Here is a 23,915-nt window from a genome sequence, read left to right on the forward strand (position 1 = left end):
GGGGTGCCGTAGTCGGTGGCCGGGCGGGCCGGGGCCTGGTGCGGCCGGGCTCCGGTGCGGACGGCCGCACCGAGCATCGAGCCGAGCAGCAGGGTCAGGCCGACCACGACGGTGGTGACGACCGCGCCCCGGCGCAGCACCCGGCGGCGCAGCGCGCCCGGGGCGTCCGCGCCGTACCTGCGCCAGGCCTCCAGGTTGAGCCGCCCGTCCAACGAGGCGAACGGCGCCCCGGCGATCAGCAGCGGGCTCCAGGCGGCGAGGAAGATCAGGTCCGGCGTGTCGTAGACCGGTACGGCCCGCCAGCTGACGGTGAACAGCAGCACGGCGGAGAGCGCCATCGCCGCCCCGGCCGCGAGCCGCTGCCAGAGGCCGAGGACGGTCAGCACGCCGACCACGATCTCGGTGAACGACACCACCAGGCCGGAGCCGACCGGGTGCGCCATGGCGAAGGCGAGCAGCGGCTCGGCGACCTTCCACGGGTGCAGCGAGGAGAGCCAGCGCATCATCGAGCCGCGCTCGCCGCCGTCGAAGTACACCGGGTCGCAGAGCTTGCTGAACCCGGCGTAGACCGAGAGCGAGCCGAGCACCGCGCGCAGCGGCAGCAGCACCAGGCCGAGGTCGACCCGGCGGCCGGGGTACCAGGGCTGCCGGCCCTCGGCGTCGGCGGCGGAGACCTCGGGCAGTTCGCCGCTCGGGGTCCAGCCGTGCGGCTCGCCGACCGGGCCGACGCCCGCGTCGGTGGCGGTGCCGGCGCCCTCGCGCGGCTGGCGCGGGAGGGCGCGGGCGCCCGCGTAGGCCGGGAGCACCTGGGTGTCCGCCTCGGCGAGGCCGACGCCGCCTCCGGAGCCGTTCAGCCGCACCGCCTCCAGCAGCCGGGTGGCCGCGAGGTCCCCGGGGGGCGCCTGGCCGGTCCAGGTGACGGCGGTGACCCGGCCCTTGCGGCGCGGTGCGCCGCCGCCCCCGGCGCCCGCCCCGGCCAGCGCCGGGACGGCGGAGGCGGGCACGACGACCTGCGGGGTGACCAGCGGACGGCGGATCAGGCCCTGGTTGGCGTAGGGGTCGCCGAACGCGGCACCGGTGGAGAGCAGTCCGGCCGGGGTCTCGATCAGCGGCGCCACCGGGGCGCCGAGCCTGAGCCGGAAGCTCGCCTGGGTGCTGCTGAGGCGCGCCGGGTCCGACGGCACCTTGACGGTGTCGAGCCCGGGGCCCGCGTCTATCCCGGTGCTGCCACCGCCGAACAGGGGGCGCCGAGGTGTTCTGGTGTCCACGCCCGTCTAACCGGGTGACGGCCGCTTAGGACACTCTCCCGGGTGGATGTCCAGCGCATGCTTGAAATGATCATGCGAAAAGCGATCGGACCCGGTCGGGCCCGATCGCTTTCCACTCGGTTTGCGGAGAATTCAGGAGATCCCCTGCGGACGGAGGACCGTCCGTGCTCAGCGCTTGGCGCGCAGCCGCGCGGCCTCGTACAGCACGATGCCCGCCGCGACACCGGCGTTCAGCGACTCGGTGAGGCCCGACATCGGGATCCGCACCCGCATGTCGCAGGTCTCCGAGACCAGGCGGGACAGGCCCTTGCCCTCGCTGCCCGCGACGATCACCACCGGACCGGTCAGCAGCTCCAGGTCGCCCAGCTCGGCCTCGCCGTCGGCGGCCAGGCCGACCACCATCAGACCGGCCTTCTGGTAGGCCTCCAGGGTGCGGGTCAGGTTGGTGGCGCGGGCGACGGGCAGCCGGGCCGCGGCGCCGGAGGAGGTCTTCCAGGCACCGGCGGTCATCCCGGCCGCGCGGCGCTCGGGGATGACCACGCCGTGCGCGCCGAAGGCGGCGGCGGACCGGACCACGGCGCCCAGGTTGCGGGAGTCGGTGACCCCGTCCAGCGCGATGATCAGCGCGTCCTGGCCGGCGTCCGAGGCCTCGGCCAGCAGGTCCTCGGGGTGCGCGTACTCGTACGGCGGGACCTGGAGCACCAGGCCCTGGTGGTTGAGCCCGCCGGTCATCTGGTCCAGCTGCGGGCGCGGGGCCTCCATCAGCGGGATGCCGCGGTCGTTGGCGGCCTGGAAGGCCTCGCGCACGCGGTCGTCGCTGTCGATGAACTGCTGGACGTACAGCGCGTTGGCCGGCACGCCGCCCTGCAGGGCCTCGACCACCGAGTTACGGCCGAAGACCAGCTCGGCGCTGCCCGCGCCACCGCGGCCGCCCCGGCCGGCACCGCCGGCACGGCGCATGCCGGCCCGGGCCTTGGCGTCCCGCTCGCGCTTGAGCGCGGCGTTGGCGGCCCGCTGCTTGGGGTGGCCCTTGCGCTCCTCACCGGGCGGCGTCGGGCCCTTGCCCTGGAGCGCCTTCCGGCTGTGCCCGCCGGTACCGACAGACGCGCCCTTCTTTGATCCGGGGTTGCGGCGGTTCCTGCGCTGGCTGTTGCCGGCCATGGCTGTACTTCCTGTCTGTCCGGCATGCCGGCCGCCCCGCGCGGTGCGGTGGCGGCGCGCGGCATGCGCTACCTCATGCGGGAGGGCCGCACCGGTCCGGTACGGCCCACCCATCACCCCGATCGTCGTACGGGGTTACTGGCTGTTGATCGTCCAGCGCGGGCCGGACGGGGTGTCCTCGATCACCAGCCCGGCCAGGCCGAGCTGGTCGCGGATGGCGTCCGCGGTGGCGAAGTCCTTGCGCTGACGCGCGGCCTGCCGCTGGTCCAGGACCAGGCGGACCAGCGAGTCGACCACACCGTGGAGGTCCTCGCCGCGCTCCGCCCCGGCCCAGTGCGGGTCGAGCGGGTCGAGGCCCAGCACTCCGAGCATCGCACGGACCTCGCCGAGACGCGCCACCACGCTCTCCTTGTCGTCCGCGTTCAGGGCGCTGTTGCCCTGGCGGACGGCGGTGTGCACGACGGCCAGCGCCTGCGGCACGCCGAAGTCGTCGTCCATCGCCTCGGCGAAGGCCGGCGGCACCTCGGGGGCCGCGTCGACCTTGCCGCAGCGCTCGACGGCACGCTGGATGAAGCCCTCGATCCGGCCGAAACCGGCCTCGGCCTCGCGCAGCGACTCCTCGCTGTACTCGATCATCGAGCGGTAGTGCGGGGAGCCCAGGTAGTAGCGGAGCACGATCGGGCGCCAGCGCCGGACCATCTCGGAGACCAGCACCGAGTTGCCCAGCGACTTGCTCATCTTCTCGCCGGCCATGGTGACCCAGGCGTTGTGCGCCCAGAAGCCGGCGAAGTCGTCGCCGTAGGCCTTGGACTGGGCGATCTCGTTCTCGTGGTGCGGGAAGATCAGGTCCAACCCGCCGCCGTGGATGTCGAAGGCCGGACCCAGGTACTTGTGGGCCATCGCCGAGCACTCCAGATGCCAGCCGGGGCGGCCGCGGCCCCACGGGGTCTCCCAGCTCGGCTCGCCCGGCTTGGCGGACTTCCACATCGCGAAGTCGCGCTGGTCGCGCTTGCCGGTCTCGCCCTCGCCCTCGGGCTGGCGCAGGTCGGCCAGCTTCTGGTTGGAGAGCGCGAGGTAGTCGGGGTAGGACTTCACGTCGAAGTAGACGTTGCCGTCCGCCGCGTAGGCGTGGCCCTTCTCGATGAGCCCCTGCATCATCTCGATCATCTCGGGGATGTGCCCGGTGGCCCGCGGCTCGACGGTCGGCGGCAGGCAGCCGAGCGCGTTGTAACCCTCGTTGAAGGCGCGCTCGTTCTCGTACCCGATCTGCCACCACGGCGTGCCGAGCTCGCGCTCCTTGGCGATGATCTTGTCGTCGATGTCGGTGACGTTGCGGACGAAGGTCACCCGGTAGCCGCGGTAGGCGAACCACCGCTGCATGATGTCGAAGTTGAGATAGGACCGGACGTGCCCGATGTGAGGCGCCGACTGGACGGTAGCGCCGCACAGGTAGATCGAGACACAGCCCGGTACAAGCGGGACGAAGTCGCGTACCTGGCGGGTGCTGGTGTCGTACAGACGAATGCTCACAGCGTCAAGCGTAGTGGGCAGCGGGGGGTGCCCCGCGACATTCCCCGGGAATGGCAGGCCGCGTTCCCGGGGAACGGCAGGTCGCGAGCGCCGGTCAGATCCCGCCGACCACCTTGCGCGGGGCGATCCGGACGACCACCCGGACGTCGTCCGGACCGTCGTAGGTGTACTTCTCCTCGCCGCGGTACTTGAGGCCCAACTCGTCGATCAGCTCCCGGCCGCCCTCGGTGGTCAGCGTGACCTCGCCGCGTACCTCCAGGTACTCGTACGGCTGCTCCGGCGGGTTGATCACGAGCGAGATGCGCGGGTCCCGCACCAGGTTGAGGTGCTTGCGGCGGCCCTCGACGGTCGAGAACAGGATGTCCTCGCCGTCCCGCTTGACCCAGACCACCGAGGACTGGGGGCTGCCGTCGGGCTGGATCGTGGAGACCACGGCGAAGCTCTTGCCGTCGACCAACGCCTTGGCGCGGTCGGAGAGTTGGGCTGAGCTCATCGAGAACCTCTTCTCGTCGGCGGCGGTACGGCCCGAGCGAAAGCCCCGCGCGGGCCCGAACCCGACATTATCGACTCGGGCCCCCACGACACCCGTTGAACACCCGTCAGCGGAGGATTGTTCCCGCCCGCCGACCGGAGCCGGATCAACGCCGTTCGTACACCAGGGCGGTGGCGATCGCGGCCAGCCCCTCGGCCCGGCCGGTCAGGCCCAGGCCGTCGGTGGTGGTGCCGGAGACCGAGACCGGCGCACCGGCCGCCTCGGACAGCGCGGCCTGCGCCTCGGCCCGGCGCTTGCCGATCTTCGGCCGCACGCCGACCACCTGGATCGCGATGTTGCCGATCTCGAAGCCCGCCGCGCGGACCAGCCGGGCCGCCTCGCCGAGCAGCTTCACCCCGGAGGCACCGGCCCACTCCGGGCGGTCGGTGCCGAAGTGGGCGCCCAGGTCCCCGATCCCGGCGGCCGAGAACAGCGCGTCGCAGGCGGCGTGGGCGGCGACGTCCGCGTCCGAGTGCCCGGCGAGCCCGGACTCGGCGCCCGGCCACTCCAGCCCGGCCACCCACAGCGGGCGGCCGGCCTCGAAGGCGTGCACGTCGGTGCCGATCCCGACCCTGGGGATCACGGGAACCCGCGGGTCGGCGGGCGTCGGCTCGACAGGCGTCGGTTCAGTAGGCATCGGCGGCCCTCCGGCGGGCGAGTACGGCCTCGGCGAGCACGAGGTCCAACGGACGGGTGACCTTGAACGCCTCCTCGTGGCCCGGCACCACGACGACCGTGCCGCCGTAGCGCTCGACCAGGCCGGCGTCGTCGGTGACGGGCGGGGCGTCGGCGCCGCCCGCGGCCTCCTCGGCGAGCGCCTTGGCGTGCACCTCGACCAGGGTGGCCCGGTCGAAGCCCTGCGGGGTCTGCACCGCGCGCAGGGTGGCCCGCTCGGGTGTGTCGAGCACCGGCTCGGGGTGGCCCGGGTTCGGCTCGACCCGCTTCACGGTGTCGGCCAGCGGCACGGCGGGCACCACCGCCGGAGCCCCGGCCCGGACGGCGGCCGCGACGGCGTCCACTACCTCGACCGGGACGAGCGGGCGGGCCGCGTCGTGCACCAGGACGATCCCGACGTCGTCCGGGATCGCGGCCAGGCCCAGCCGGACCGACTCCTGACGGGTCGCGCCGCCGGCCACCACCCGGATGTCCTTGTCGTCCAGCCCGTGACCGTCCAGCAGGGCGACCACCTCGGCCACCCCGTCGGCGGGCGCGGCGACCACGACCAGGCCGACCGCCCGGCTGCGGGCCAGCGCCCGTACGGCGTGCACCAGGAGCGGCACACCGCCCAGTTCCCGCAGGGCCTTGGGGGCGCCGGGCCCCAGCCGCTCACCGCGACCGGCGGCGGGCACCACTGCTGCTGCGACTGCTGCTGAGGCGTTCAGGTTTCACTCCTTCGGCGAAGTGGGTATGGCCATGGCGTGCCCGGCGGGCGCTCGGGCCCCTTCCGAAGATCCACGGTCCACTGCCCGCCGCACGACTCCGCAGAAACGGTCTTGCAGGCCTGGACCAGCTCGGGCGGGAGGCGTCGTCCGGACACGCCTCAGCGCCCGAAGTGCCACTGCACCACTCCTGGACGTTCCGTCCTGGGAGCGGCGCGTCGGCACCGGGCGCTGTGAGCGATGGGCGGCAGCCCGACTGCACTACGAGGCGAGGACCTCGTCGAGCAGCGTCTCCGCCTTGTCCTCGTTGGTGTTCTCCGCCAGCGCGAGTTCGCTGACGAGGATCTGGCGCGCCTTCGCGAGCATCCGCTTCTCGCCGGCCGAGAGGCCGCGCTCGCGCTCGCGACGCCAGAGGTCGCGCACAACCTCGGCGACCTTGATAACGTCGCCGGAGGCGAGCTTCTCCAGGTTCGCCTTGTAGCGACGGGACCAGTTGGTCGGCTCTTCGGTGTACGGTGCGCGGAGCACCTCGAAGACCCGGTCCAGACCCTCCTGGCCGACCACATCGCGCACGCCGACGAACTCCGCGTTCTCGGCGGGCACGCGGAGCGTCAGGTCTCCCTGCTGCACCTTGAGCACCAGGTAGGTCTTGTCCACACCTTTGATCTGGCGAATTTCGATGGCCTCGATCAGCGCGGCCCCGTGATGGGGGTAGACCACCGTGTCGCCAACCTTGAACGTCATGTGACAGGACCCCTTCCGTGGCTTTCCAGAATAACACGGCTTGCGGCGCACCCGAAGGGCGTTTTCGCAGGTCAGGGCCGGTCTCGGGGCTTGACAAGGACCCCCATGACGTGCTGCGACCGATGTTCGAGAGCAGCTTCCCGCAGGTGGGAGGCGGTTCCGGCACCCGACGAAACCCTTGCGCAACACCCCCGCAACCATGATTGGATCTTGAGCTTTCGCCCTCTTCCGCGCCGTGGCCGGATCGTTATCCGATCTTGGTCGAAGCTTGCCCTCGGATTGATCCGGACGCGCCATCCGTACCGCCGGACGGCCCCCGAGAGGCCCCGGGAGTGCGACACGGGGACCACCCCGTGAGGAGCGCATAAGTGAGGTCGATAATCTGAGACCTGACCTGTCGACACGTGACCTAGGAGAAGCCGCCGCCGTGAGCCGCAGCCTTCGACGCGGCAGCATCGCCGCCATCGCCGCCATCGCCATCGCCTCGCTGTCCTCCTGCGCCGCCGGCAACACGCCGGACACCCTGCAGATCAAGCCCGACAACGCGGCGGCGACCGTCGGCACGAACCTCCGACTGAACAACATCGTGATCGTCACCGGGGCGGGCACCGTCGGCGACCACACCGGCCCCGCCAACGTGGTGCTGAACATCGCCAACACCGCGGACACCCCGGCCGAGCTGCAGTCCATCACCGTCGGCGACAGCGCCGCCGCCGCGACCTTCACGGACCCCGCGGGCGCCCCGCTGTCCTCCATCGTCGTCCCGGCGGGCGGCTCCGTGGCGATCGGCGGCCAGGGCAACCCGTCCGCCACCGCCTCGGCGTCCGTCCACATCGGCGGCTTCGCCAAGACCGTCTTCACCTTCAAGGACGGCCAGAAGGTCGAGGCCCAGGCCGCCGTGAGCCCGGACGCCGGCCTGTACAAGGGCTTCGGCCCGACGCCGACCGCGGCCCCCGTGCCCACCAAGTCCGCCACCCCGGGCGCGACCGGCGCTGCCACCCCGGTCGCCGGTGCCACCGCTCCGGTCGCCGGTGCCACCACTCCGGGCGCCCCGGTCGCTCCGACCACCGGTGCGGCCACGCCGACCGGCGCCGCCACCCCGGGCGTCCCGGCCGCCCACTGACCCGGCACGCCGCCTCCCGCGGGCCCCTTCCCGGGCCCGCGGGCGGGCAGCGCGAAGGCCCCCTCCGGCTCCTGCCGGCGGGGGCCTTCCGCGTCGTGGCGCGCGCAGTTTACGGCTCGAACTTGTAGCCGAGGCCGCGGACGGTGACCAGGTAGCGCGGCGCGCCCGGGTCGGGCTCGATCTTGGCCCGCAGGCGCTTCACGTGGACGTCCAGGGTCTTGGTGTCGCCGACGTAGTCCGCGCCCCAGACCCGGTCGATCAGCTGCATGCGGGTGAGCACCCGGCCGGCGTTGCGCAGCAGCATCTCCAGCAGGTCGAACTCCTTGAGCGGCAGGTCGACCTTGGCGCCGTCCACCGTCACCACGTGCCGGTCCACGTCCATCCGGACCGGACCCGCCTCCAGGGCGCCCGGGCCGCCGCCGCTGTCGCCCGCGCCGCCGTCCTCGCCCCGGCGGCGCAGCACCGCGCGGATCCGGGCGACCAGCTCCCGGGTGGAGTACGGCTTGGTGACGTAGTCGTCCGCACCTATCTCCAGACCGACGACCTTGTCGATCTCGCTGTCCTTGGCGGTCACCATGATCACCGGGACGTTGGAGCGCACCCGGAGCTGGCGGCAGACCTCGGTGCCCGGCAGGCCCGGCAGCATCAGGTCGAGCAGGACGAGGTCGGCGCCGTTGCGTTCGAACTGCTCCAGGGCGTCGGGGCCGGTCGCGGCGACGGCCACCTCGAAGCCCTCCTTGCGGAGCATGTACGAGAGGGCGTCGCTGAACGACTCCTCGTCCTCGACCACCAGTACTCGGGTCACGATCAGGCCTCCGGGGCAAGCTGGGTTGTCTTTGTCAGGGGTACTGCCCGCTCCCCGGCGGGGAGCGAACGGGCCGTACGGTCGGTGCGGCCCGTGGTGGGGGTTCGGGGTGCCGCGGCGGGCACGGTGGGCTCCTCGGCGTCGAAGCCGTCCGCGTCCGGGTCGTCGTCGGGCTCGTCCTCGGTGGGCGCCTGTCCGGCGGGCAGGCGGACGGTGAAGGTGGAGCCCTGGCCCTCGACACTCCACACCGAGACGGTGCCACCGTGCGAGGCGGCCACGTGCTTGACGATGGACAGGCCGAGGCCGGTCCCGCCGGTCGCCCGGGAACGGGCCGGGTCGACCCGGTAGAAGCGTTCGAAGACCCGCTCGCGGTCCTTCTCGGAGATGCCGATGCCCTGGTCGGTGACCGAGATCTCGATCAGCTCGCCGTCCGCCTCCCCGAGCGCCGCGGCGCTGGAGATCCGGCGGGTGGCGATGGCCACCCGGGTGCGGGGCGGGCTGTAGTTGACGGCGTTCTCCACCAGGTTGCCGAGCGCGGCGGCGAGCTGGCCGCGGTTGCCGTGCAGGTAGAGCCCGGCGATGCCGCCGGCCGCGATCAGGATCTGCTTGGCGGCGGCCTGCTGGCGGCAGCGGTCGATCGCCTCGGCGATCAGTTCGTCCACCGCGACCGGCTCCGGGTCGACCATCAGCCGGTCGTCCTGGACCCGGGAGAGGTCGATGATCTCCTGTACCAGGCTGGCCAGCCGGGTCGCCTCGACCTGCATCCGGCCGGCGAAGCGCTGCACCGCCTCCGGGTCGTCGGCCGCGTCGGCGACCGCCTCGGAGAGCAGCGACAGGGCCCCGACCGGGGTCTTGAGCTCATGGCTGACGTTGGCCACGAAGTCCCGGCGGACGGCCTCCACCCGGCGGCGTTCGGTCTGGTCCTCGACCAGCACCAGCACCAGCCGGGAGCCCAGCGGGGCGACCCGCACCGAGACCGCGAGCGGCTCGGCCGCGCGGGCCGCGCCCGGGCGGGGCACCTCCAGCTCGACCTGGCGGATCTCGCCGTCCCGGCGGGTGGAGCGGGCCAGCGCGAGCATCGGGTCGACGGCGACCGCGCCGCCGCGCACCAGGCCCATCGCGTACGCCGCCGAGCTCGCCTTGACCACCTCGTCGCCCTCGCCCAGCACGATCGCGCAGGAGCGGAGCACGGAGAGCACGGTGTCGACCCCCGGCGGCAGCGGGGGCTCGGTGGGGCCGGCGCCCAGTCCCTGGTGCCGGCCGTAGTGCCTGCCGCCGGTGGTGTACCTGCCCTTGGCCTGCTCGCGCTCGCTCCAGCGGAAGGCGATGGAGGCGGTGAGTCCGACACCGAGCCCGGCTATGGCGCAGGCGGCGGCAGCGGCCACGTTCACGTCCATGTGGCCAGCGTAAGCGCACGGCCAGGCCACTCCCCAAGGTCTGGGTCAAGGCATCGACCACGCGTTGCCGAGAATTCACCTTCACGTAGCCACCGATTCACCACACCGGCCGTGCACCGTCGCCCGAACGGCACAGAGTTGGCCACGCAGCCCGTGTGGGAGAGATCGGCGTGCCGAACAGCGGCCGTCGTCTCGGGTGTGCGCGTACCATTCGCGCCACCAGCAGCGGTCGCCCCGACACCGGAACGATGGTCGGACGGGCTGACCGGTCGGCACCGCCACCGACACAGCTACTGAGGAGAGAACATGCGCGACGCGTACCACGAGGAACTGGACGGGATCGGCGACAGCCTGGTCGAGATGGCCCGGCTGGTCGGCTCCGCCCTGGGCCGGGCCACCACCGCCCTCCTCGATGCGGACCTTGCGCTGGCGGAGAGCGTGATCGCCGCCGACCAGAAGGTCAACGAGCTCCACCACGAGCTGGAGAACCGCGCCATCGACCTGCTCGCCCGGCAGCAGCCCGTCGCGACCGACCTGCGCATCGTGGTCACCTCGCTGCGGATGAGCGCCGACCTGGAGCGCTGCGGGGACCTCGCCCGGCACGTCGCCAAGGTCGCCCGGATGCGCTACCCCGAGTCGGCCGTCCCGGCCGACCTGCACTCCACCGTCCTGGAGATGGGCCAGCTCGCCCAGCGCCTGGTGGCCAAGGCCGGACTGGTGATCGCCACCAAGGACGTGGACAAGGCCCTGGAGATGGAGCAGGACGACGACGCGATCGACACCCTGCACCGCGAGCTGCTGTCGCACCTGATCGACGAGCGCTGGCACCACGGCATCGAGACCGCCGTCGACATCACCCTGGTCGGCCGCTACTACGAGCGCTTCGCGGATCACGCGGTGTCGATCGCCAAGCGCGTGGTGTACCTGGTGACGGGCGAGCACGTGGACGAGTTCGTGGCCGCGTCGGAGGCCGCCGAGGCCTCGCCCGTCGACTGACCGCGGCTCACCCCCGGGGGTGAGTAAACCTTCAGCGAGGGTGGTGCGGGCGCACGGCCCACCGTGCGCCCCACCTCTGCGCGCCCATTGACGCTCCGTCCGATCGGCGGTTTCACTCGAAGGTGGGGGCACGGGAGTGTGCCCCTCACTAGGAGGGAAGAGCTCGATGAAGGCCAACTCCACCCGACCGGCACCCGCCCACCACACCGTCGAGCCACCCGCACCGAAGCTGCTGCCCGTCCTCGCGGCCGGCTGCGGCTGCAGCCCGGGCTGCGGCTGCGGCTGCCAGGCCGGTGCGCCCTGCCAGTGCGGCGGCGCGCACGGCGACTGCGGCGGGCACTGAGGCATCCGTAGGCACACGAGGTGCACGGCCGACGGCCGTGCACCTCGTCGCTCGTTCCGGCGGTTCGGGCTGTTCGGGCGGTTCGGGCCGTTCCGGCTGTTCTGGCTGTTCCGGCTGTTCCCGGCGTCAGAACTGGACGTCGGTGCAGGAGTAGAAGGCGTTCCCGGTGTCGGCGATCGTCCAGACCGCGACGACCACCTGGTGGCCGGTGCGCCCGCTCGGAACGGTCGCGGTGTGGCTGAGCGTACTGGGCACCTGCACCCCGCCGTACGGGACGACCAGGAATGGCGTCAGGTCCAGGTTGTCCCGGGTGACCGGCTGGCTCGCGTCGTAGCCCGGCTTCGTCAGGTAGTACTCGAAGTCGGTGGTCGCGTGCCGGGCGGTGAAGGTCCAGGTGAAGGTGAGCTGCTGGCCCGCCGTCACCGGGGTGGTCGGCCAGGCGCCGCCGTGCGGATCGTCCAGCTGGGCGAAGCGCGAGTTGCCGCCGGCGCAGATGGTGCCGTCGGCGGGCCCGGCGTCCGGGAAGCCCTTCGGGCCCTCGACGCTCTGCGGCTCCCACTGGATGTCGCCGCAGTCCCACGGGACGGCGTTCGTGCCCGCGTCGCAGAGCGCGGCCCGGCTGGGCGGCGTCGAGATGTACCCGTGGGACTGGGCCGGAAAGGCCAGGGTGAGCGGGATGGCGAGCGCGGCGACGGCCGCCCCGACCAGATGGCGTGTGCGCATGATGCTCCTCCGTGGGGGTGGATGGAGAGTGCGCCGGGCGGCAGACGCGCGCGCGTGGGGGTGCGGCGGCCGGGAACGGGGAAGGACCCTTGGCATGCCTGCGGCAGTCCGGTGCCCTCACGGTAGGAGCCGCCGCCACCAACCGTCAATGGTCTGAACCACTATCGGAACGCCCCCACCCGGGCCGCCAACTCCGCCTCCACACAGGCCCGTTGAACCACGAAGGCCCCGCCCCCGGACGAACCGGGAGGCGGGGCCGTACCGTCCGTGGGCTTACTTCTTGCCCTGGTTCTTGACGGCCTCGATGGCGGCCGCGGCGGCCTCCGCGTCGAGGTAGCGGCCGCCCTTGGCGAGCGGCTTGAAGTCGGCGTCGAGCTCGTAGACGAGCGGGATGCCGGTGGGGATGTTCAGGCCGGCGATGTCCGCGTCGGAGATGCCGTCGAGGTGCTTGACCAGCGCGCGCAGGCTGTTGCCGTGGGCGGTGACCAGGACGGTCCGGCCGGCGGCGAGGTCCGGGACGATGGCGTCGTACCAGTACGGGAGCATCCGCTCGACGACGTCCTTCAGGCACTCGGTGCGCGGACGCAGCTCGCTCGGGATCTCGGCGTAGCGCGCGTCGCCGGCCTGCGAGTACTCGGCGTCGTCGGCCAGCACCGGCGGCGGGGTGTCGTAGGAGCGGCGCCACAGCTGGAACTGCTCCTCGCCGAACTCGGCCAGGGTCTGGGCCTTGTCCTTGCCCTGCAGCGCGCCGTAGTGGCGCTCGTTCAGGCGCCAGCTGCGGCTGACCGGGATCCAGTGCCGGTCGGCCTTGTCCAGGGCGATCTGCGAGGTACGGATGGCGCGGCGCAGCAGCGAGGTGTGCACCACGTCGGGGAGCAGGCCCTCGGCGGCCAGGAGCTCGCCACCGCGGGCGGCCTCCTTCTCGCCCTTCTCGTTGAGGTCGACGTCGACCCAACCGGTGAACAGGTTCTTCTGGTTCCACTGGCTCTCGCCGTGGCGGAGCAGGATGAGTCGGTACGTCGTGTCAGCCATGGCCCCCAGCTTAGTGGAGGGCCGGAAAACCCCTGGTGGGGCGCCTCGACCGCTGTGTAATGTGTGCTCCGCGCATCTGCCACTTACATACGTCGGCTGACCGGGCCTGCCCGTGCCGCTCAGCGGACGCCTGCCCTCGGGAGCCCCACATGCTCGTCGCCCTGACCGCCAACCCCCGGATCCGAAGACTGGTGCGCGAGACGGTGGGCGGGCTGCCCCGGCAGTTCTGGTGGCTCTGGGTGAGCACGCTGGTGAACAAGCTCGGCGCGTTCGTGGTCACGTTCCTGGCGCTGTACCTGACCAAGGACCGGGGGTACTCGGCCTCCTACGCGGGCCTGGTGGCCTCGCTGTTCGGCCTCGGTTCGGCGATCGCGGCACTCGGTGCCGGCGTGCTGGCCGACCGGATCGGGCGCCGGCCGACGCTGGTCGCCGCACAGCTCGGCACCGCGCTGTTCACCGCCGTGCTGGGCTTCGCGAACGGCCAGGTGGCGATCGCCGTGGTGGCCTTCCTCGTGGGCCTGTGCAACAACGCCACCCGGCCGCCCACCTCGGCGATCATCGCCGACATCGTCCCGGCCGAGGACCGGGTCCGCGCGTACTCGCTGAACTACTGGGCGATCAACATCGGCTTCGGCCTCTCCGCCACCGTGGCGGGGCTGATCGCCACCCACGGCTACCTCACGCTCTTCCTGCTGGACGCGCTGACCACCCTGGTCTGCGCGGTGGTGATCTTCATCCGCATCCCGGAGACCAAGCCGCAGACCACGCCCGGGGAGGTCACGGGGGCCGCGGAACCCCGGATCGGTCTGCTCTCGGTGTTCCGGGACGCGCCCTTCATGGCGGTGGTCGGGCTCAACCTGCTGCTCGCCCTGATCTTCCAGCAGGGCAGCACCACGCTGGCCGTGGACATGGGTGCCTCGGGCATCACGTCCACCCAGTACGGACTGGTCATCGGCCTGAACGGGCTGCTGATCGTGGTGCTGCAGATCCCGATCACCCGCTGGATGGAGGGCCGCTCGCGCACCGGGCTGCTGATCGCCAGCTGCCTGTTCGCGGGCTGGGGCTTCGGGCTGGCGGCGCTGGCCGGCTCCTCGGCCTGGTTGTTCGCGCTCTCGGTGGCGGTCTGGACGGTCGGCGAGATCCTGAACGCGCCGACCATGATGGGCCTGGTCGCCGAGCTGTCGCCGACCCACGCGCGCGGCCGCTACCAGGGCGTCTACTCGCTCTCCTGGTCGCTCGCCTCGTTCGTCGGACCGGCGGTCGGCGGGCTGCTGCTGGACCACTCCGGACCGGGGGTGCTGTGGCTGGTGTGCGGGCTCTGCGGCACGGTCGCGGCGCTCGGGCACGTCGGACTGGCCCGCCGCACCGGCGGGGCGGGGCGTCGTACGGACGCCGTGACGGAGGTCCGGGCGCCTGAGGTGGAGCGGGCCGAGAAGGCCCCGGCTGGCGCCTGAGCCGTCCGTCAGCCGGCGTCCAGGGCGGTGTCCGGCACGGCATCCGGCGCGGCGTCCGGCGCGGCCAGGTGGGCGAAGGCGGCCAGGTTGCGGGTGGACTCCCCGCGCTTGGTCCGCCACTCCCACTCGCGCCGGATCGCCGAGGCGAAACCGAGTTCCAGCAGGGTGTTGAACGGCTCGTCGGCGTTCTCCAGCACCGTCCCGAGCAGCCGGTCCACCGTCTGCGGGGTGAGCGCCTCCAGCGGCAGGCGGCCGGCCAGGTAGACGTCGCCGAGCCCGTCGATCGCGTACGCGACGCCGTACAGCCGGGTGTTGCGCTCCAGCAGCCAGCGGTAGACGCCCTCGTGGTTCTCGTCCGGGCGGCGGATCACGAAGGCGTTCACCGACAGGGTGTGGTCGCCGACCCGCAGGGCGCAGGTGGTGCTCAGCTTCCGGGTGCCCGGGAGGGTCGCCACCAGAGTGTACGGGTCGGTGGCGGCCGGCTCCCACGCCGCCCCGGCCTCGTCCAGGGCGGTGCGCAGGAGGGTCAGGGCCTCGTCCTTGGTGCGGGTTGCCATGGGGGTGACGTTACTCGTCGGTACCCGTGGAGCGCAGCCCGGCCGGCACCGCGGTAGGTCGGCACCACGGTCGGTCGGCACCGCGGCCGGCCCCGCGCCGCGGCCGGCCGTCAGCGGCGCCGGGTCACGGCCAGGCGGCCGGACGGGCGGGCCAGGCACCCCGCGTACACCTCGGCAGTGGTCGCCGCCGCCGTGTCCCAGCCGAAGGCGGCCGCGTGCCGGGCCGCCGCCGCGCCGCGCCGCGCCACCAGCTCCGGGTCGGTGACGTACGCCTCCAGCCCGTACGACCACTCCACCGGGTCGTGGCCGCGCACCAGCGTGCCGGACTCGCCGTCCCGCACCGCGACCGGCAGGCCGCCGACCGCGGCCGCCACCACCGGGGTGCCACAGGCCTGCGCCTCCAGCGCGACCAGCCCGAAGGACTCGCTGTACGAGGGCATCACCAGGGCCGTCGCCGCGCGGTACCAGTCCGCGAGCTGCGCCTGGCCGACCGGCGGGCAGAACCGAACCACGTCGCCGATGCCCAGCTGGGCGGCGAGCTTGTGCAGACTCTCCGGCCGGGCCAGCCCGGTGCCGGACGGCCCGCCGACCACCGGCACCACCAGGCGCTCGCGCAGCCGCGGGCGGCGGGCCAGCAGCTCGGCGACCGCCCGCAGCAGCACGTCCGGCGCCTTCAGCGGCTGGATCCGGCCGGCGAACAGCAGCACGGCGGCGTCCTGCGGCAGGCCCAGCCGGGCCCGGGCGGCGGCCGCGCTCTGCGGGCCGCCGGGGCGGAAGACGTCCAGGTTGACCCCGGGGTGGACGACGGCCAGCTGGTCCGGCCGGGCGCCGTAGTGCAGCGCCAGCTCGGCGGCCTCCTCGGTGGTGTTGGCGATCAGCCGGTCGGCCGCCTCGACCACCTGGGTCTCGCCGATCACCCGAGCCACGGGCTCGGGCGTGTCGCCCTCGGCCAGCGCGGCGTTCTTGACCTTCGCCATGGTGTGCATGGTGTGCACCAGCGGCACCCCCCAGCGCTGCGCGGCCAGCCAGCCGACCTGCCCGGAGAGCCAGTAGTGCGAGTGCACCAGGTCGTAGTGGCCGGGGCGGTGGCCCGCCTCCGTCCGCAGCACCCCGTGGGTGAAGGCGCACAGCTGGGCCGGCAGGTCCTCCTTCAGCAGGCCCTCGTACGGCCCGGCGGTGACGTGGCGAACCAGCACGCCCGGGGCCAGCTCGACGGTCGGCGCGTCGTCCGAGCAGATCGCCCGGGTGAAGACCTCGACCTCGATGTCGAGGTCGGCCAGGCGCTTGGCCAGCTCGACGATGTAGACGTTCATGCCGCCGGCGTCCCCGGTGCCGGGCTGGTGCAGCGGTGAGGTGTGCACGCTCAGCATGGCTATTCGGCGCGGGCGGCGGCGGGCCGGGACGAGCGACTGGAGTCGGCCGCGCGCGGGAACGGCGGACTGGGCCCGGCGCACCGAGCGGACGGGGTGCTGGATCACCTGGCTGAAGCCTCCTCGTGTGCGGCCCGTCTCGGCGGTCCGCGTACGGGCCGCCCCATGTCCGGTGTGCGCTGCCCCGTCCGGGCACACAACACCACCAGTGTGCCAACCCCGCGGAGGTCGTCCGGCATTCCCGGTTCGGGGGGCGAGACGGCCGGGCAGGCCCGCGACCTGCTCCGGAGCGGCTCCGCGACCCCTGGCCGGGGTGGCGGCACCGACCGGCCGAGGGGCCCGCACCGGCGGTCCGACTACCCTTCTGGGCATGGCCGCCTCCTTCGATCCCAGCACCGCCGCGCCCGCCCGCGGGCGCACCGGACGGCCGGTGGGGACCGTCACCCGGGGCACCACCAACACCAACCGGCTGCGCCGGATGGACCGCTGGATCGCGCACACCCTGGGCCGTGCGCTGCGCACCGCCGGGCGGCCGCCGGTGGCGGTCGACCTCGGCTACGGCGCGGCGCCCTGGACGGCCGTGGAGCTGGCCGGACGGCTGCGCGCGGTGCGGCCGGACGTCCGGGTGGTCGGGATCGAGATCGAGCCGGAGCGGGTCGCGGCCGCGCTGCCGTACGCCGAACCACCGCTGCTCACCTTCCGGCGCGGCGGCTTCGAGGTGCCGCTGGACGGCGGCGCACCGGCCCAGCTGATCCGGGCGGCCAACGTGCTGCGGCAGTACGAGGAGTCGGCGGTGGCCGGGGTGTGGGAGCGGCTGTGCGCCCGGCTCGCCCCGGACGGGCTGCTGGTCGAGGGCACCTGCGACGAGATCGGGCGGCGGCACGTCTGGGTCGCGCTCGGCCCGGAGGGGCCCAGGACGGTGACCTTCGCGGCCCGGCTGGGCGGCCTGGAGCAGCCCTCCGACCTGGCCGAACGGCTGCCGAAGGCGCTGATCCACCACAACGTGCCGGGGCGGCCGGTGCACGCCTTCCTGACCGACTTCGACCGGGCCTGGGCGGCCGCCGCGCCGTACGGGGCGTTCGGGGCGCGGCAGCGCTGGGTGGCGGCCTGTACGGCGCTGGCGGGCAGCTGGCCGCTGGTGGACGCGCGCGGGCGGTGGCGGCAGGGCGAAGTCACGGTGCCCTGGACGGCGCTCGCGCCGTAGGGCGCGCCCGCCGGGCGTTCCCTCGCGCCGGCGCCCACCCCCTCGCTCCGGAGCTCCCTCGCGCCTTCGCTCCGCCGCTCCGGAGCTGGTGAGCGAAGCAGCGCATTCACTCGAACGAGTTATCGAATATCTCTGGCGTGTTGACGCCTCGTCACGTCACGATGGAAGTCACCGAGCGGCGACACCACGCGCCACTCGGCGCTCACCCTGCCCAGCTCCGCCCGCTCCGCCCGCATCCTCCCGTCCGTCAGCCGTCCTGCCCGAGCAGCTCCCTCCGGGCCTGTTCGAACACCCCGTACATCTCCGCCCCGAACAGCACGAACCGCACCTCCGCCAGCTCCGCGCCCGCCCGCGCGTCGCCGCCGTCCAGCACCCGCGCGACGGTGCCGAGCGCGATCCGGGCGGCGTCCGCCGGCGGCCAGCCGTAGATCCCGGCCGACACCGCCGGGAAGGCCACCGTGCGCGCGCCCAACTCCGCAGCCGTGCGCAGCGACTCGCGATAGCAGGAGGCCAGCAGGTCAGCCCGTTCCTCGTACTCCTCCGCCCGGTACACCGGCCCGACGGTGTGCACCACCCAGCGGGCCGGCAGTCGCCCGGCCGTGGTCGCCACCGCCCGCCCGACGGGCAGGCCCTTGCCCCAGTGCGAGGCCCGCAGCCGGCGGCATTCCTCCAGGATCTGCGGCCCGCCCTTGCGGTGGATCGCGCCGTCCACCCCGCCACCACCCAGCAGGGACGTGTTGGCGGCGTTCACCACCGCGTCCACCTGCTGTTCCGTGATGTCACCCTCGACCAGGGTGAGCCGTGTCACCATCGTCGACCCCCTTCCTCGGCCCGCCCGGCAGCCGCCGGGGCGGGGTCCGATGTTCCCGTCCGAGTCAAACCACCACACCGCCACCGGCGTGGCAATAACCACAACGGCGCCGGTCGGCCAGAGAAATCCCCGGAGATCACGTTATGGTCGCGAGAAGTTCCCTGACGCACGGTGCCAGGCGGGCACTGCGGACGGACGTCGGCCGTTACGCAGTCAGGGAAAGGGAGGAACCACCGATGCCCGCAACGGGAGACGGGCGGGCACCTGGTGCCGCGGACCTGCCGGGCGCCCATGACGGCGCCCCCGTCGGCCATGCCCCCGAGCGCCCGGTCACGACCGGTCCGGCGACGGCCGCTCCCCCGATACCCCACCCCCGGTCGCAGGCGGCCCGGGTTGCCGGGCACGGGCCGCGCCACCCCTCGCACGTGGCCGAGGCCGACAACCTCCCGTCGGCCGTCGAGGCCCCCGACGGCGGCACCGCGCCGCTGCGGCTGCTGGTCATCGAGGACGACGCCTCGGACGCCCAGCTGATCAAGGCGGCGGTCGCCGACAGCGGCACCTCGATCGAGATCCACTGGGTCCGCGGCCTCGACCAGGCCACCCAGCTGCTGGTCCCGCCCTCCTCCGCCTCCCGCCGCGGGCGCTCCCGCGGCACCGAGTTCGGCTGCGTGCTGCTCGACCTGGCCTCCCCGGCGGACCTGCCTCACCCCTCCGACCCCTCGGACGGCCTGGAGGGCCTGCACGAACTGCTCCGCCGGGCCCCGCACACCCCGGTCGTGGTGCTCACCGACGCCGCCGGGGCCGAGCTCGGCGCGGCCGCCGTCGCGGCGGGTGCCCAGGACTTCCTGATCAAGCACGAGACGGACGGTCCGCTGCTGGCCCGCGCGCTGCGCTACGCGGTCGAGCGCAAGCGCGCCGACGAGTCCCAGCGCCGCCTGGTCGAGGCCGAGCTGCGCGGCCAGGAGAACGCCCGTCTCCAGCGCCACCTGCTGCCCACCCCGCTGCTGGACGGCGCCGGGCTGTCCTTCACCCGCCGCTACCGCCCCGGCCGCCGACGCGCCCTGCTCGGCGGAGACTTCTACGACGCCGTGCGCACCGACGACGGCACCGTCCACGTCGTGATCGGCGACGTCTGCGGCCACGGCCCGGACGAGGCCGCGCTCGGCGTCGCGCTCCGGATAGCGTGGCGCACCCTGGTCTTCGCGGGCCTCACCGGCGAAGCCCTGCTCACCACCCTCCAGCACGTGCTGGAGCACGAGCGGCGCAGCGACGAGATCTTCGCGACGCTCTGCATGCTGGTCATCGAGCCCGACCGCGCCGGCACCGGCCTCGACTCGCTCGGCACCGGCGAGCGGGCCCGGCTCTACCTCGCCGGGCACCCGGCGCCGCTGCTGCTCGGCCGCGACCACGCCCCGCTCACCCTGCCCGCCGACCTCGCCGGGCCCGCGCTCGGCCTGCTGCCCTGCCACGACGGGCAGGCCGCCTGGCCCGCCCACGAGGTCGAACTCCAGCCCGGCTGGCGGCTGTTGCTCTACACCGACGGGCTGATCGAGGGCCGGGTCGGGGCCGGCTCGCGCCGCCTCGGCCAGGACGGGCTCGCCGATCTGATCTCCGACCACCAGTCCGCCGGGCTGACCCGGGGCCGGCTGGTCGACAGCGCGATCGCCGAGGTCGAGGAACTGAACGGCGGCGCGCTGACCGACGACGTCGCGGTGCTGCTGCTGGAACGCAACCCGGTGCAGCTGATCCTCGGCTGAGCGGCGCACGAAGCAGCCCGGGCGGGTGAACTCCCGTCCCGGGCTGCGGTGCTGCCTGATCCCGCCCAGCGCCTCGGAGCTACCAGGGGCCGTACGGGCCGGTGTTGCTCCGGCCGCCCCGACCGCTGCCGCCCGTCAGCGCCCGGATCGCGGGGCGGACGTCCACCACGTAGACGATCGAGGCGACCAGGCCGGCCAGGGTCCCGATGCTGCCGAGGAAGTTGGCCCCGAACAGCAGGTCCCAGCCGAAGCTGATGCCGAGGATGGCCAGCCAGAACCCCTTGGTCTTCTTGTCCGCCGCCCGGTAGGCGTCCTCCCGACGGGTGGCCGCGTCGACCAGCGCGAAGAACTTGTAACCCAGGATGGCGACGGCCATCCACCAGAACGGGTTCAGGTAGGAAAAGGCCAGGATCTGGAACACTCCGGTCATCGCGCTCTCCTACGTCTCTCGGCTTGCCGCGCCCGGCCGCCGCCCATCCTGGCACGGCGGTCCTCCGCCTCGTGTCAACGTCCCGCCGTCACCGGTTGTGCCCAGGTGCCACGGCCGGGCCGGTCCGGCGGTCACTCCGCGCGGTCGGAGCCGTTCTTCCGGGCCCGGGCGGACCTCTTCGACTCCGGCGCGGAGCCGCCGGCCTCGACCAGCTCGGCCTCGACCGGCTCGGCGTCGACCGGCTCGGCGTCGACCGGCTCGGCGTCGGACGACTCGACGGCCGGCTCACTGGTCCAGTCCTGCGGGCGGGCCTTGTCCACCACGACCTTGCCGCGCTCGGCCAGCTCGTCGTAGGTCTCCTTGGCCTTCACGGCCAGCTCGACCGCGCGGGCCACCTGCTGCAGGGCGAAGCCCTGGGCCCGCTCCTGCAGGGCCTTCAGGTCGGTGGGGATGGTGGTCACGGCCTCGGTGACCTTGGCCGGAGCCCCGGCCAGCAGCGTCTGCGCCTCGTGCAGCCGCGCGGTGGCCTTCTCCTGCGCGCCCTTGCGGTCCGCCGCCAGCGCCTCGACCCTGCCCGGCACCTCGCGCAGCTTCTCGTAGGCGAGGTCCCCGGCGCCGGCCAGGGCGTACAGCGGGGTCGGGTCGGTGAGGGTCTTCTTGATCTCGTCGGTGATGGGCATGGTTACCGGTCCTCCCGGTGGATGTTCTGGGTGGCTGCGCCGTCGGTCGTCGGACCGGAGGCCGAAGCGGCGTTCTCCTTGAGGAAGGCGTCGTAGACCGCGAGCAGCGCCTGCTTCTGCTGCTCGTTGATCAGCGGATCGGCCAGGATCGAGGCCCTCAACTCCAGGCCCTCACCCCGCCGCTCCTCCAGGATCCCGGCCTGGACGTACAGCGTCTCCGCCGAGATCCGCAGCGCCTTCGCGATCTGCTGCAGGATCTCCGCGCTCGGCTTGCGCAACCCTCGCTCGATCTGGCTGAGGTAGGGGTTGGACACGCCGGCGGCCTCAGCCAACTGGCGCAGCGAGTACTGCGCGTTGCGCCGCTGCTCCCGGATGTACTCGCCCAGCGAGCCGACGTTCAGTGAGGCCATGTGAACAGCCTGCAACACCCTGCTTGCATTTGCAAGCGAGATGCTAGCGGTTGCAAACACGGCGCCCGCGTGGCAGGCGGATCAGCCCAGGTGGGCCGCCAGATGAGCCAGCAGCAGTTCGGTGAGCCGTTCGGGGGTGCGCAGGGGGAGGTAGTGGTCGGCGTTCGGGAGGCGGTGGGCGTGGGCGCCGGGGATGTCGGCGGCGAGGCGCTCGGCGATCGCGGCGATCTCCGGGTGGTCGCGATCGCCGTGCACGACCAGGGTGGGGGCGGTGACCCGGGCGAGCCTCGACTCGGCGTCCCGGACCGGCGCGCCCGCGAGGTGTCGCTCGCTGGTGATCCGGCGGGCCGCGTTCTGCTCCACCATCGCCCGGATCAGCTCTCCCCCGGGCGCGGAACCGCCCATCACGGCCCAGACGGACAGCTCCAACTCGGCCAGCGCCGCCGCGTCGCCCCGGCGGCGGGCCTCGGCGTAGGCGGAGGTCTCCGGGGAGGGCGGCCAGTCGTGGCCGCTGACGGAGGCGCCGACCAGGGCCAGGGCGTCGACCCGCTCCGGGTGGGCGAGGGCGAAGTCCAACGCGGTCTCCCCGCCCATGCTCAGGCCGACCAGCGCGGCGCGGTGCAGGCCGAGGTGGTCCAGCACGGCGCGCAGGTCCTCCAGGTCGTCGAAAGTGCGGTCCGGCGGCGCGGAGCGGCCGAGGCCGCGAGCGTCGTAGCGGATCACCTCGTGGTGGCGGGACAGCTCCGGAGCGACGGCGTCCCAGAGCCGGGAGTCCATGCCGGAGCCGTGCAGCAGCACCACGGGGCTGCCGGTGCCGCGGCGCTCGGTCCAGAGCCGGCCACCGCCCGGAGCAGGGACCTGGAGTTCGTACGCGGGACCGGGAACGGTGCTCATGCGGACGATCCTTCCAGACCGGGCGGTGGCCGTACTGGGCTTTTTGCTCGGACGTTCGTCTTGCTTGGACGTCCGTCTTGCTCGGACGTCCGTCTTGTTTGGACGTACGTCTTACTCAGACGTGCGTCTTACTCGGACGTACGTCTGTCGGTCGGCGCTCCGATCGCAGCACGGGCGGGGCGCAGGTTCAGGAGTGAGGTACTACGCGGCGTCGGGGAGGCGGATGGGCATGAGGACGGAGAAGGTGCCCGCGCGGTCGGGGGTGCGGATGGCGAGCGGGGCGATCGGGCCGCCGAGTTCGAGCAGGAGCTGTCCGGACCGGCCGGCGCCGAGGGCGTCGAGGAGGTAGTCGCGGTTGACGGCGACCCGGAAGTCCTCGGGGGCGAGGTCGTCGGCGACGACGAGGCGGCCGTCCGCGGTGAGGGTCAGGACGGTGACCTGGCAGTCGGCGCCCTGCGGGCCGGAGGGCAGGGTGCGGGTGGCGCCGGTCTCGACGGCGGCGCGCAGTTCGGCGGCGGTCAGGGTGATCCGATGCCGGGGGTCGAGCCGGGTGGCGGCGCGGTGGTCGGGGTAGTCGAAGTCCAGTGCGGCGCCCTCGATCCGGTGTCCGCCGGTCTCAGCGCGGAACGTGCCTCCGCCCAGGGTGAGCACCGCTTCGGCCGGGCCGCCGGAGAGCAGCGCGCGCAGGGCGTCCACCAGCGCGGTCGGGACGATCGTGTCGGCCGCCGGCTGCTCCGGCGCGCCGCTGGCGGGCACCTCGGCGAGGGCCATCCGGTAGCGGTCGGTGGCGACCAGGCGCAGCACCGGGCCGTCCGGTTCGAACAGCACCCCGGCGAGGGAGGGCAGTTCCGGGTCCTCGCCGACCGCGAAGCGGACCGCGTCCAGGGCGGCGGCCAGGCCGTCGGCGGGGAGGGTGAGGCGGAGTTCGGCGGGGGTGGTGGTCATCGGCTGCTCCCTCTGCTCGATCATCGTGCGGATCAGGGAGAGCTCGCGGCGGGCGTCGGCCAGGCCGTCCTCCAGGCGGCGCAGGTGCGCGTCGAGGATCCGCCGGGCCTCGCCGCTGCCGGGGGCGGCGGCGAGCACGGCGCGGATGTCGGCCAGCGGCAGGCCGACCCGGCGCAGCCGGGCCAGCAGCCGGGCGTCGGCGAGTTGGGCGGGCCGGTACCAGCGGTAGCCGGTTTGCGGGTCGACCCAGGCGGGGGTGAGCACCTCGGCGCCGTCGTAGTAGCGCAGGGTGCCGACGCCCAGGCCGCTGGCGCGGGCCAGTTCGCCGATGCTGTGCAGCTCGCTCTCCATGCCGGTGACTCTGCGGGCT

25 protein-coding genes are annotated in these 23,915 nt (G+C 73.4%); 6 read left to right on the forward strand and 19 right to left on the reverse strand.

Going from position 1 to position 23,915, the window contains the following annotated elements:
• From J0670_RS40160 to J0670_RS04850, 7 genes are all read right to left on the reverse strand, one after another.
• Window positions 1-1,268, reverse strand: a 1,268-nt coding sequence (locus J0670_RS40160) for a DoxX family membrane protein (protein WP_207809923.1), incomplete at its 3' end; no start/stop codon positions are given.
• Window positions 1,269-1,436: 168 nt separating this feature from the next.
• The gene (gene rlmB, locus J0670_RS04825; protein WP_207809924.1) at window positions 1,437-2,429 is read right to left on the reverse strand and encodes a 23S rRNA (guanosine(2251)-2'-O)-methyltransferase RlmB; all 993 of its coding nucleotides are present in this window, start codon (window positions 2,427-2,429) and stop codon (window positions 1,437-1,439) included.
• A gap of 135 nt (window positions 2,430-2,564) precedes the next feature.
• Complete coding sequence (gene cysS / locus J0670_RS04830; protein WP_207809926.1) at window positions 2,565-3,959, reverse strand: cysteine--tRNA ligase; 1,395 nt, start codon at window positions 3,957-3,959, stop codon at window positions 2,565-2,567.
• A gap of 94 nt (window positions 3,960-4,053) precedes the next feature.
• Window positions 4,054-4,452 carry a PPOX class F420-dependent oxidoreductase gene (locus tag J0670_RS04835; RefSeq protein ID WP_207809928.1) on the reverse strand — a complete coding sequence of 133 codons (399 nt, stop codon included), beginning with the start codon at window positions 4,450-4,452 and terminating at the stop codon, window positions 4,054-4,056.
• 145 nt (window positions 4,453-4,597) lie between these two features.
• On the reverse strand, window positions 4,598-5,128 hold the full coding sequence (ispF, locus tag J0670_RS04840) for a 2-C-methyl-D-erythritol 2,4-cyclodiphosphate synthase (protein ID WP_207809930.1): 531 nt from the start codon (window positions 5,126-5,128) through the stop codon (window positions 4,598-4,600).
• The gene (gene ispD / locus J0670_RS04845; RefSeq protein WP_207809960.1) at window positions 5,118-5,873 is read right to left on the reverse strand and encodes a 2-C-methyl-D-erythritol 4-phosphate cytidylyltransferase; all 756 of its coding nucleotides are present in this window, start codon (window positions 5,871-5,873) and stop codon (window positions 5,118-5,120) included. Before ispD ends, ispF begins: the two co-directional genes overlap by 11 nt.
• Window positions 5,874-6,131: 258 nt before the next feature.
• Complete coding sequence (locus tag J0670_RS04850; RefSeq protein ID WP_030244332.1) at window positions 6,132-6,614, reverse strand: CarD family transcriptional regulator; 483 nt, start codon at window positions 6,612-6,614, stop codon at window positions 6,132-6,134.
• A gap of 427 nt (window positions 6,615-7,041) precedes the next feature.
• Between J0670_RS04850 and J0670_RS04855 the strand changes: the two genes are divergently transcribed.
• A complete protein-coding gene (locus J0670_RS04855; protein WP_207809932.1) occupies window positions 7,042-7,737 on the forward strand; it encodes a DUF461 domain-containing protein in 696 nt (231 codons plus the stop codon).
• 109 nt (window positions 7,738-7,846) lie between these two features.
• On the opposite strand, the gene J0670_RS04860 is transcribed toward J0670_RS04855, so the two are convergent.
• Both J0670_RS04860 and J0670_RS04865 read right to left on the reverse strand, forming a co-directional pair.
• Window positions 7,847-8,542 carry a response regulator transcription factor gene (locus J0670_RS04860; protein WP_207809934.1) on the reverse strand — a complete coding sequence of 232 codons (696 nt, stop codon included), beginning with the start codon at window positions 8,540-8,542 and terminating at the stop codon, window positions 7,847-7,849.
• A gap of 2 nt (window positions 8,543-8,544) precedes the next feature.
• Window positions 8,545-9,939, reverse strand: coding sequence for a cell wall metabolism sensor histidine kinase WalK (locus J0670_RS04865; protein ID WP_207809935.1), 1,395 nt, complete (start codon window positions 9,937-9,939; stop codon window positions 8,545-8,547).
• 306 nt (window positions 9,940-10,245) lie between these two features.
• Between J0670_RS04865 and phoU the strand changes: the two genes are divergently transcribed.
• Together phoU and J0670_RS04875 are read left to right on the forward strand one after the other, a co-directional pair.
• Window positions 10,246-10,935 carry a phosphate signaling complex protein PhoU gene (gene phoU, locus J0670_RS04870; protein WP_207809937.1) on the forward strand — a complete coding sequence of 230 codons (690 nt, stop codon included), beginning with the start codon at window positions 10,246-10,248 and terminating at the stop codon, window positions 10,933-10,935.
• 166 nt (window positions 10,936-11,101) lie between these two features.
• Window positions 11,102-11,278 (forward strand): hypothetical protein, encoded by a 177-nt coding sequence (locus J0670_RS04875; protein WP_207809966.1) that lies wholly within the window; start codon window positions 11,102-11,104, stop codon window positions 11,276-11,278.
• Window positions 11,279-11,404: 126 nt separating this feature from the next.
• On the opposite strand, the gene J0670_RS04880 is transcribed toward J0670_RS04875, so the two are convergent.
• On the reverse strand, window positions 11,405-12,001 hold the full coding sequence (locus J0670_RS04880; protein WP_207809939.1) for a lytic polysaccharide monooxygenase: 597 nt from the start codon (window positions 11,999-12,001) through the stop codon (window positions 11,405-11,407).
• A gap of 273 nt (window positions 12,002-12,274) precedes the next feature.
• Window positions 12,275-13,033: a phosphoglyceromutase gene (locus J0670_RS04885; RefSeq protein WP_207809940.1), complete on the reverse strand. Its 759-nt coding sequence runs from the start codon at window positions 13,031-13,033 to the stop codon at window positions 12,275-12,277.
• A gap of 149 nt (window positions 13,034-13,182) precedes the next feature.
• On the opposite strand from J0670_RS04885, the gene J0670_RS04890 reads away from it, so the two are divergent.
• On the forward strand, window positions 13,183-14,487 hold the full coding sequence (locus J0670_RS04890; RefSeq protein ID WP_207809942.1) for an MFS transporter: 1,305 nt from the start codon (window positions 13,183-13,185) through the stop codon (window positions 14,485-14,487).
• An 8-nt stretch (window positions 14,488-14,495) separates the two neighbouring features.
• Here J0670_RS04890 and J0670_RS04895 read toward each other — a convergent pair whose 3' ends face one another.
• Window positions 14,496-15,044: a YbjN domain-containing protein gene (locus J0670_RS04895; protein WP_207809944.1), complete on the reverse strand. Its 549-nt coding sequence runs from the start codon at window positions 15,042-15,044 to the stop codon at window positions 14,496-14,498.
• Between the two features lie 110 nt (window positions 15,045-15,154).
• Window positions 15,155-16,522: a D-inositol-3-phosphate glycosyltransferase gene (gene mshA / locus J0670_RS04900; RefSeq protein WP_307806380.1), complete on the reverse strand. Its 1,368-nt coding sequence runs from the start codon at window positions 16,520-16,522 to the stop codon at window positions 15,155-15,157.
• A gap of 262 nt (window positions 16,523-16,784) precedes the next feature.
• Between mshA and J0670_RS04905 the strand changes: the two genes are divergently transcribed.
• Entirely contained in the window at window positions 16,785-17,618 is an 834-nt protein-coding gene (locus J0670_RS04905) for a class I SAM-dependent methyltransferase (protein WP_207809946.1), read from the forward strand.
• Window positions 17,619-17,865: 247 nt separating this feature from the next.
• Here J0670_RS04905 and J0670_RS04910 read toward each other — a convergent pair whose 3' ends face one another.
• On the reverse strand, window positions 17,866-18,429 hold the full coding sequence (locus tag J0670_RS04910) for an O-acetyl-ADP-ribose deacetylase (RefSeq protein ID WP_207809948.1): 564 nt from the start codon (window positions 18,427-18,429) through the stop codon (window positions 17,866-17,868).
• A gap of 236 nt (window positions 18,430-18,665) precedes the next feature.
• On the opposite strand from J0670_RS04910, the gene J0670_RS04915 reads away from it, so the two are divergent.
• Window positions 18,666-20,186: a PP2C family protein-serine/threonine phosphatase gene (locus J0670_RS04915; RefSeq protein ID WP_207809950.1), complete on the forward strand. Its 1,521-nt coding sequence runs from the start codon at window positions 18,666-18,668 to the stop codon at window positions 20,184-20,186.
• Between the two features lie 79 nt (window positions 20,187-20,265).
• Here the strand turns inward: J0670_RS04915 and J0670_RS04920 are convergent, their stop codons facing one another.
• From J0670_RS04920 to J0670_RS04940, 5 genes are all read right to left on the reverse strand, one after another.
• A complete protein-coding gene (locus J0670_RS04920; RefSeq protein WP_207809952.1) occupies window positions 20,266-20,616 on the reverse strand; it encodes a DUF2516 family protein in 351 nt (116 codons plus the stop codon).
• A gap of 131 nt (window positions 20,617-20,747) precedes the next feature.
• Complete coding sequence (locus J0670_RS04925; RefSeq protein ID WP_207809954.1) at window positions 20,748-21,296, reverse strand: hypothetical protein; 549 nt, start codon at window positions 21,294-21,296, stop codon at window positions 20,748-20,750.
• A 2-nt stretch (window positions 21,297-21,298) separates the two neighbouring features.
• The gene (locus J0670_RS04930) at window positions 21,299-21,706 is read right to left on the reverse strand and encodes a helix-turn-helix domain-containing protein (protein WP_207809956.1); all 408 of its coding nucleotides are present in this window, start codon (window positions 21,704-21,706) and stop codon (window positions 21,299-21,301) included.
• Between the two features lie 81 nt (window positions 21,707-21,787).
• Window positions 21,788-22,600, reverse strand: a complete 813-nt coding sequence (locus J0670_RS04935; RefSeq protein WP_207809958.1) for an alpha/beta fold hydrolase — start codon at window positions 22,598-22,600, stop codon at window positions 21,788-21,790.
• 201 nt (window positions 22,601-22,801) lie between these two features.
• The coding region (locus tag J0670_RS04940; protein ID WP_307806381.1) for a MerR family transcriptional regulator at window positions 22,802-23,915 on the reverse strand (1,114 nt) is incomplete at its 5' end.

This window comes from Streptomyces sp. FH025, from assembly GCF_017427025.1.
Classification (GTDB): Bacteria; Actinomycetota; Actinomycetes; order Streptomycetales; family Streptomycetaceae; genus Kitasatospora.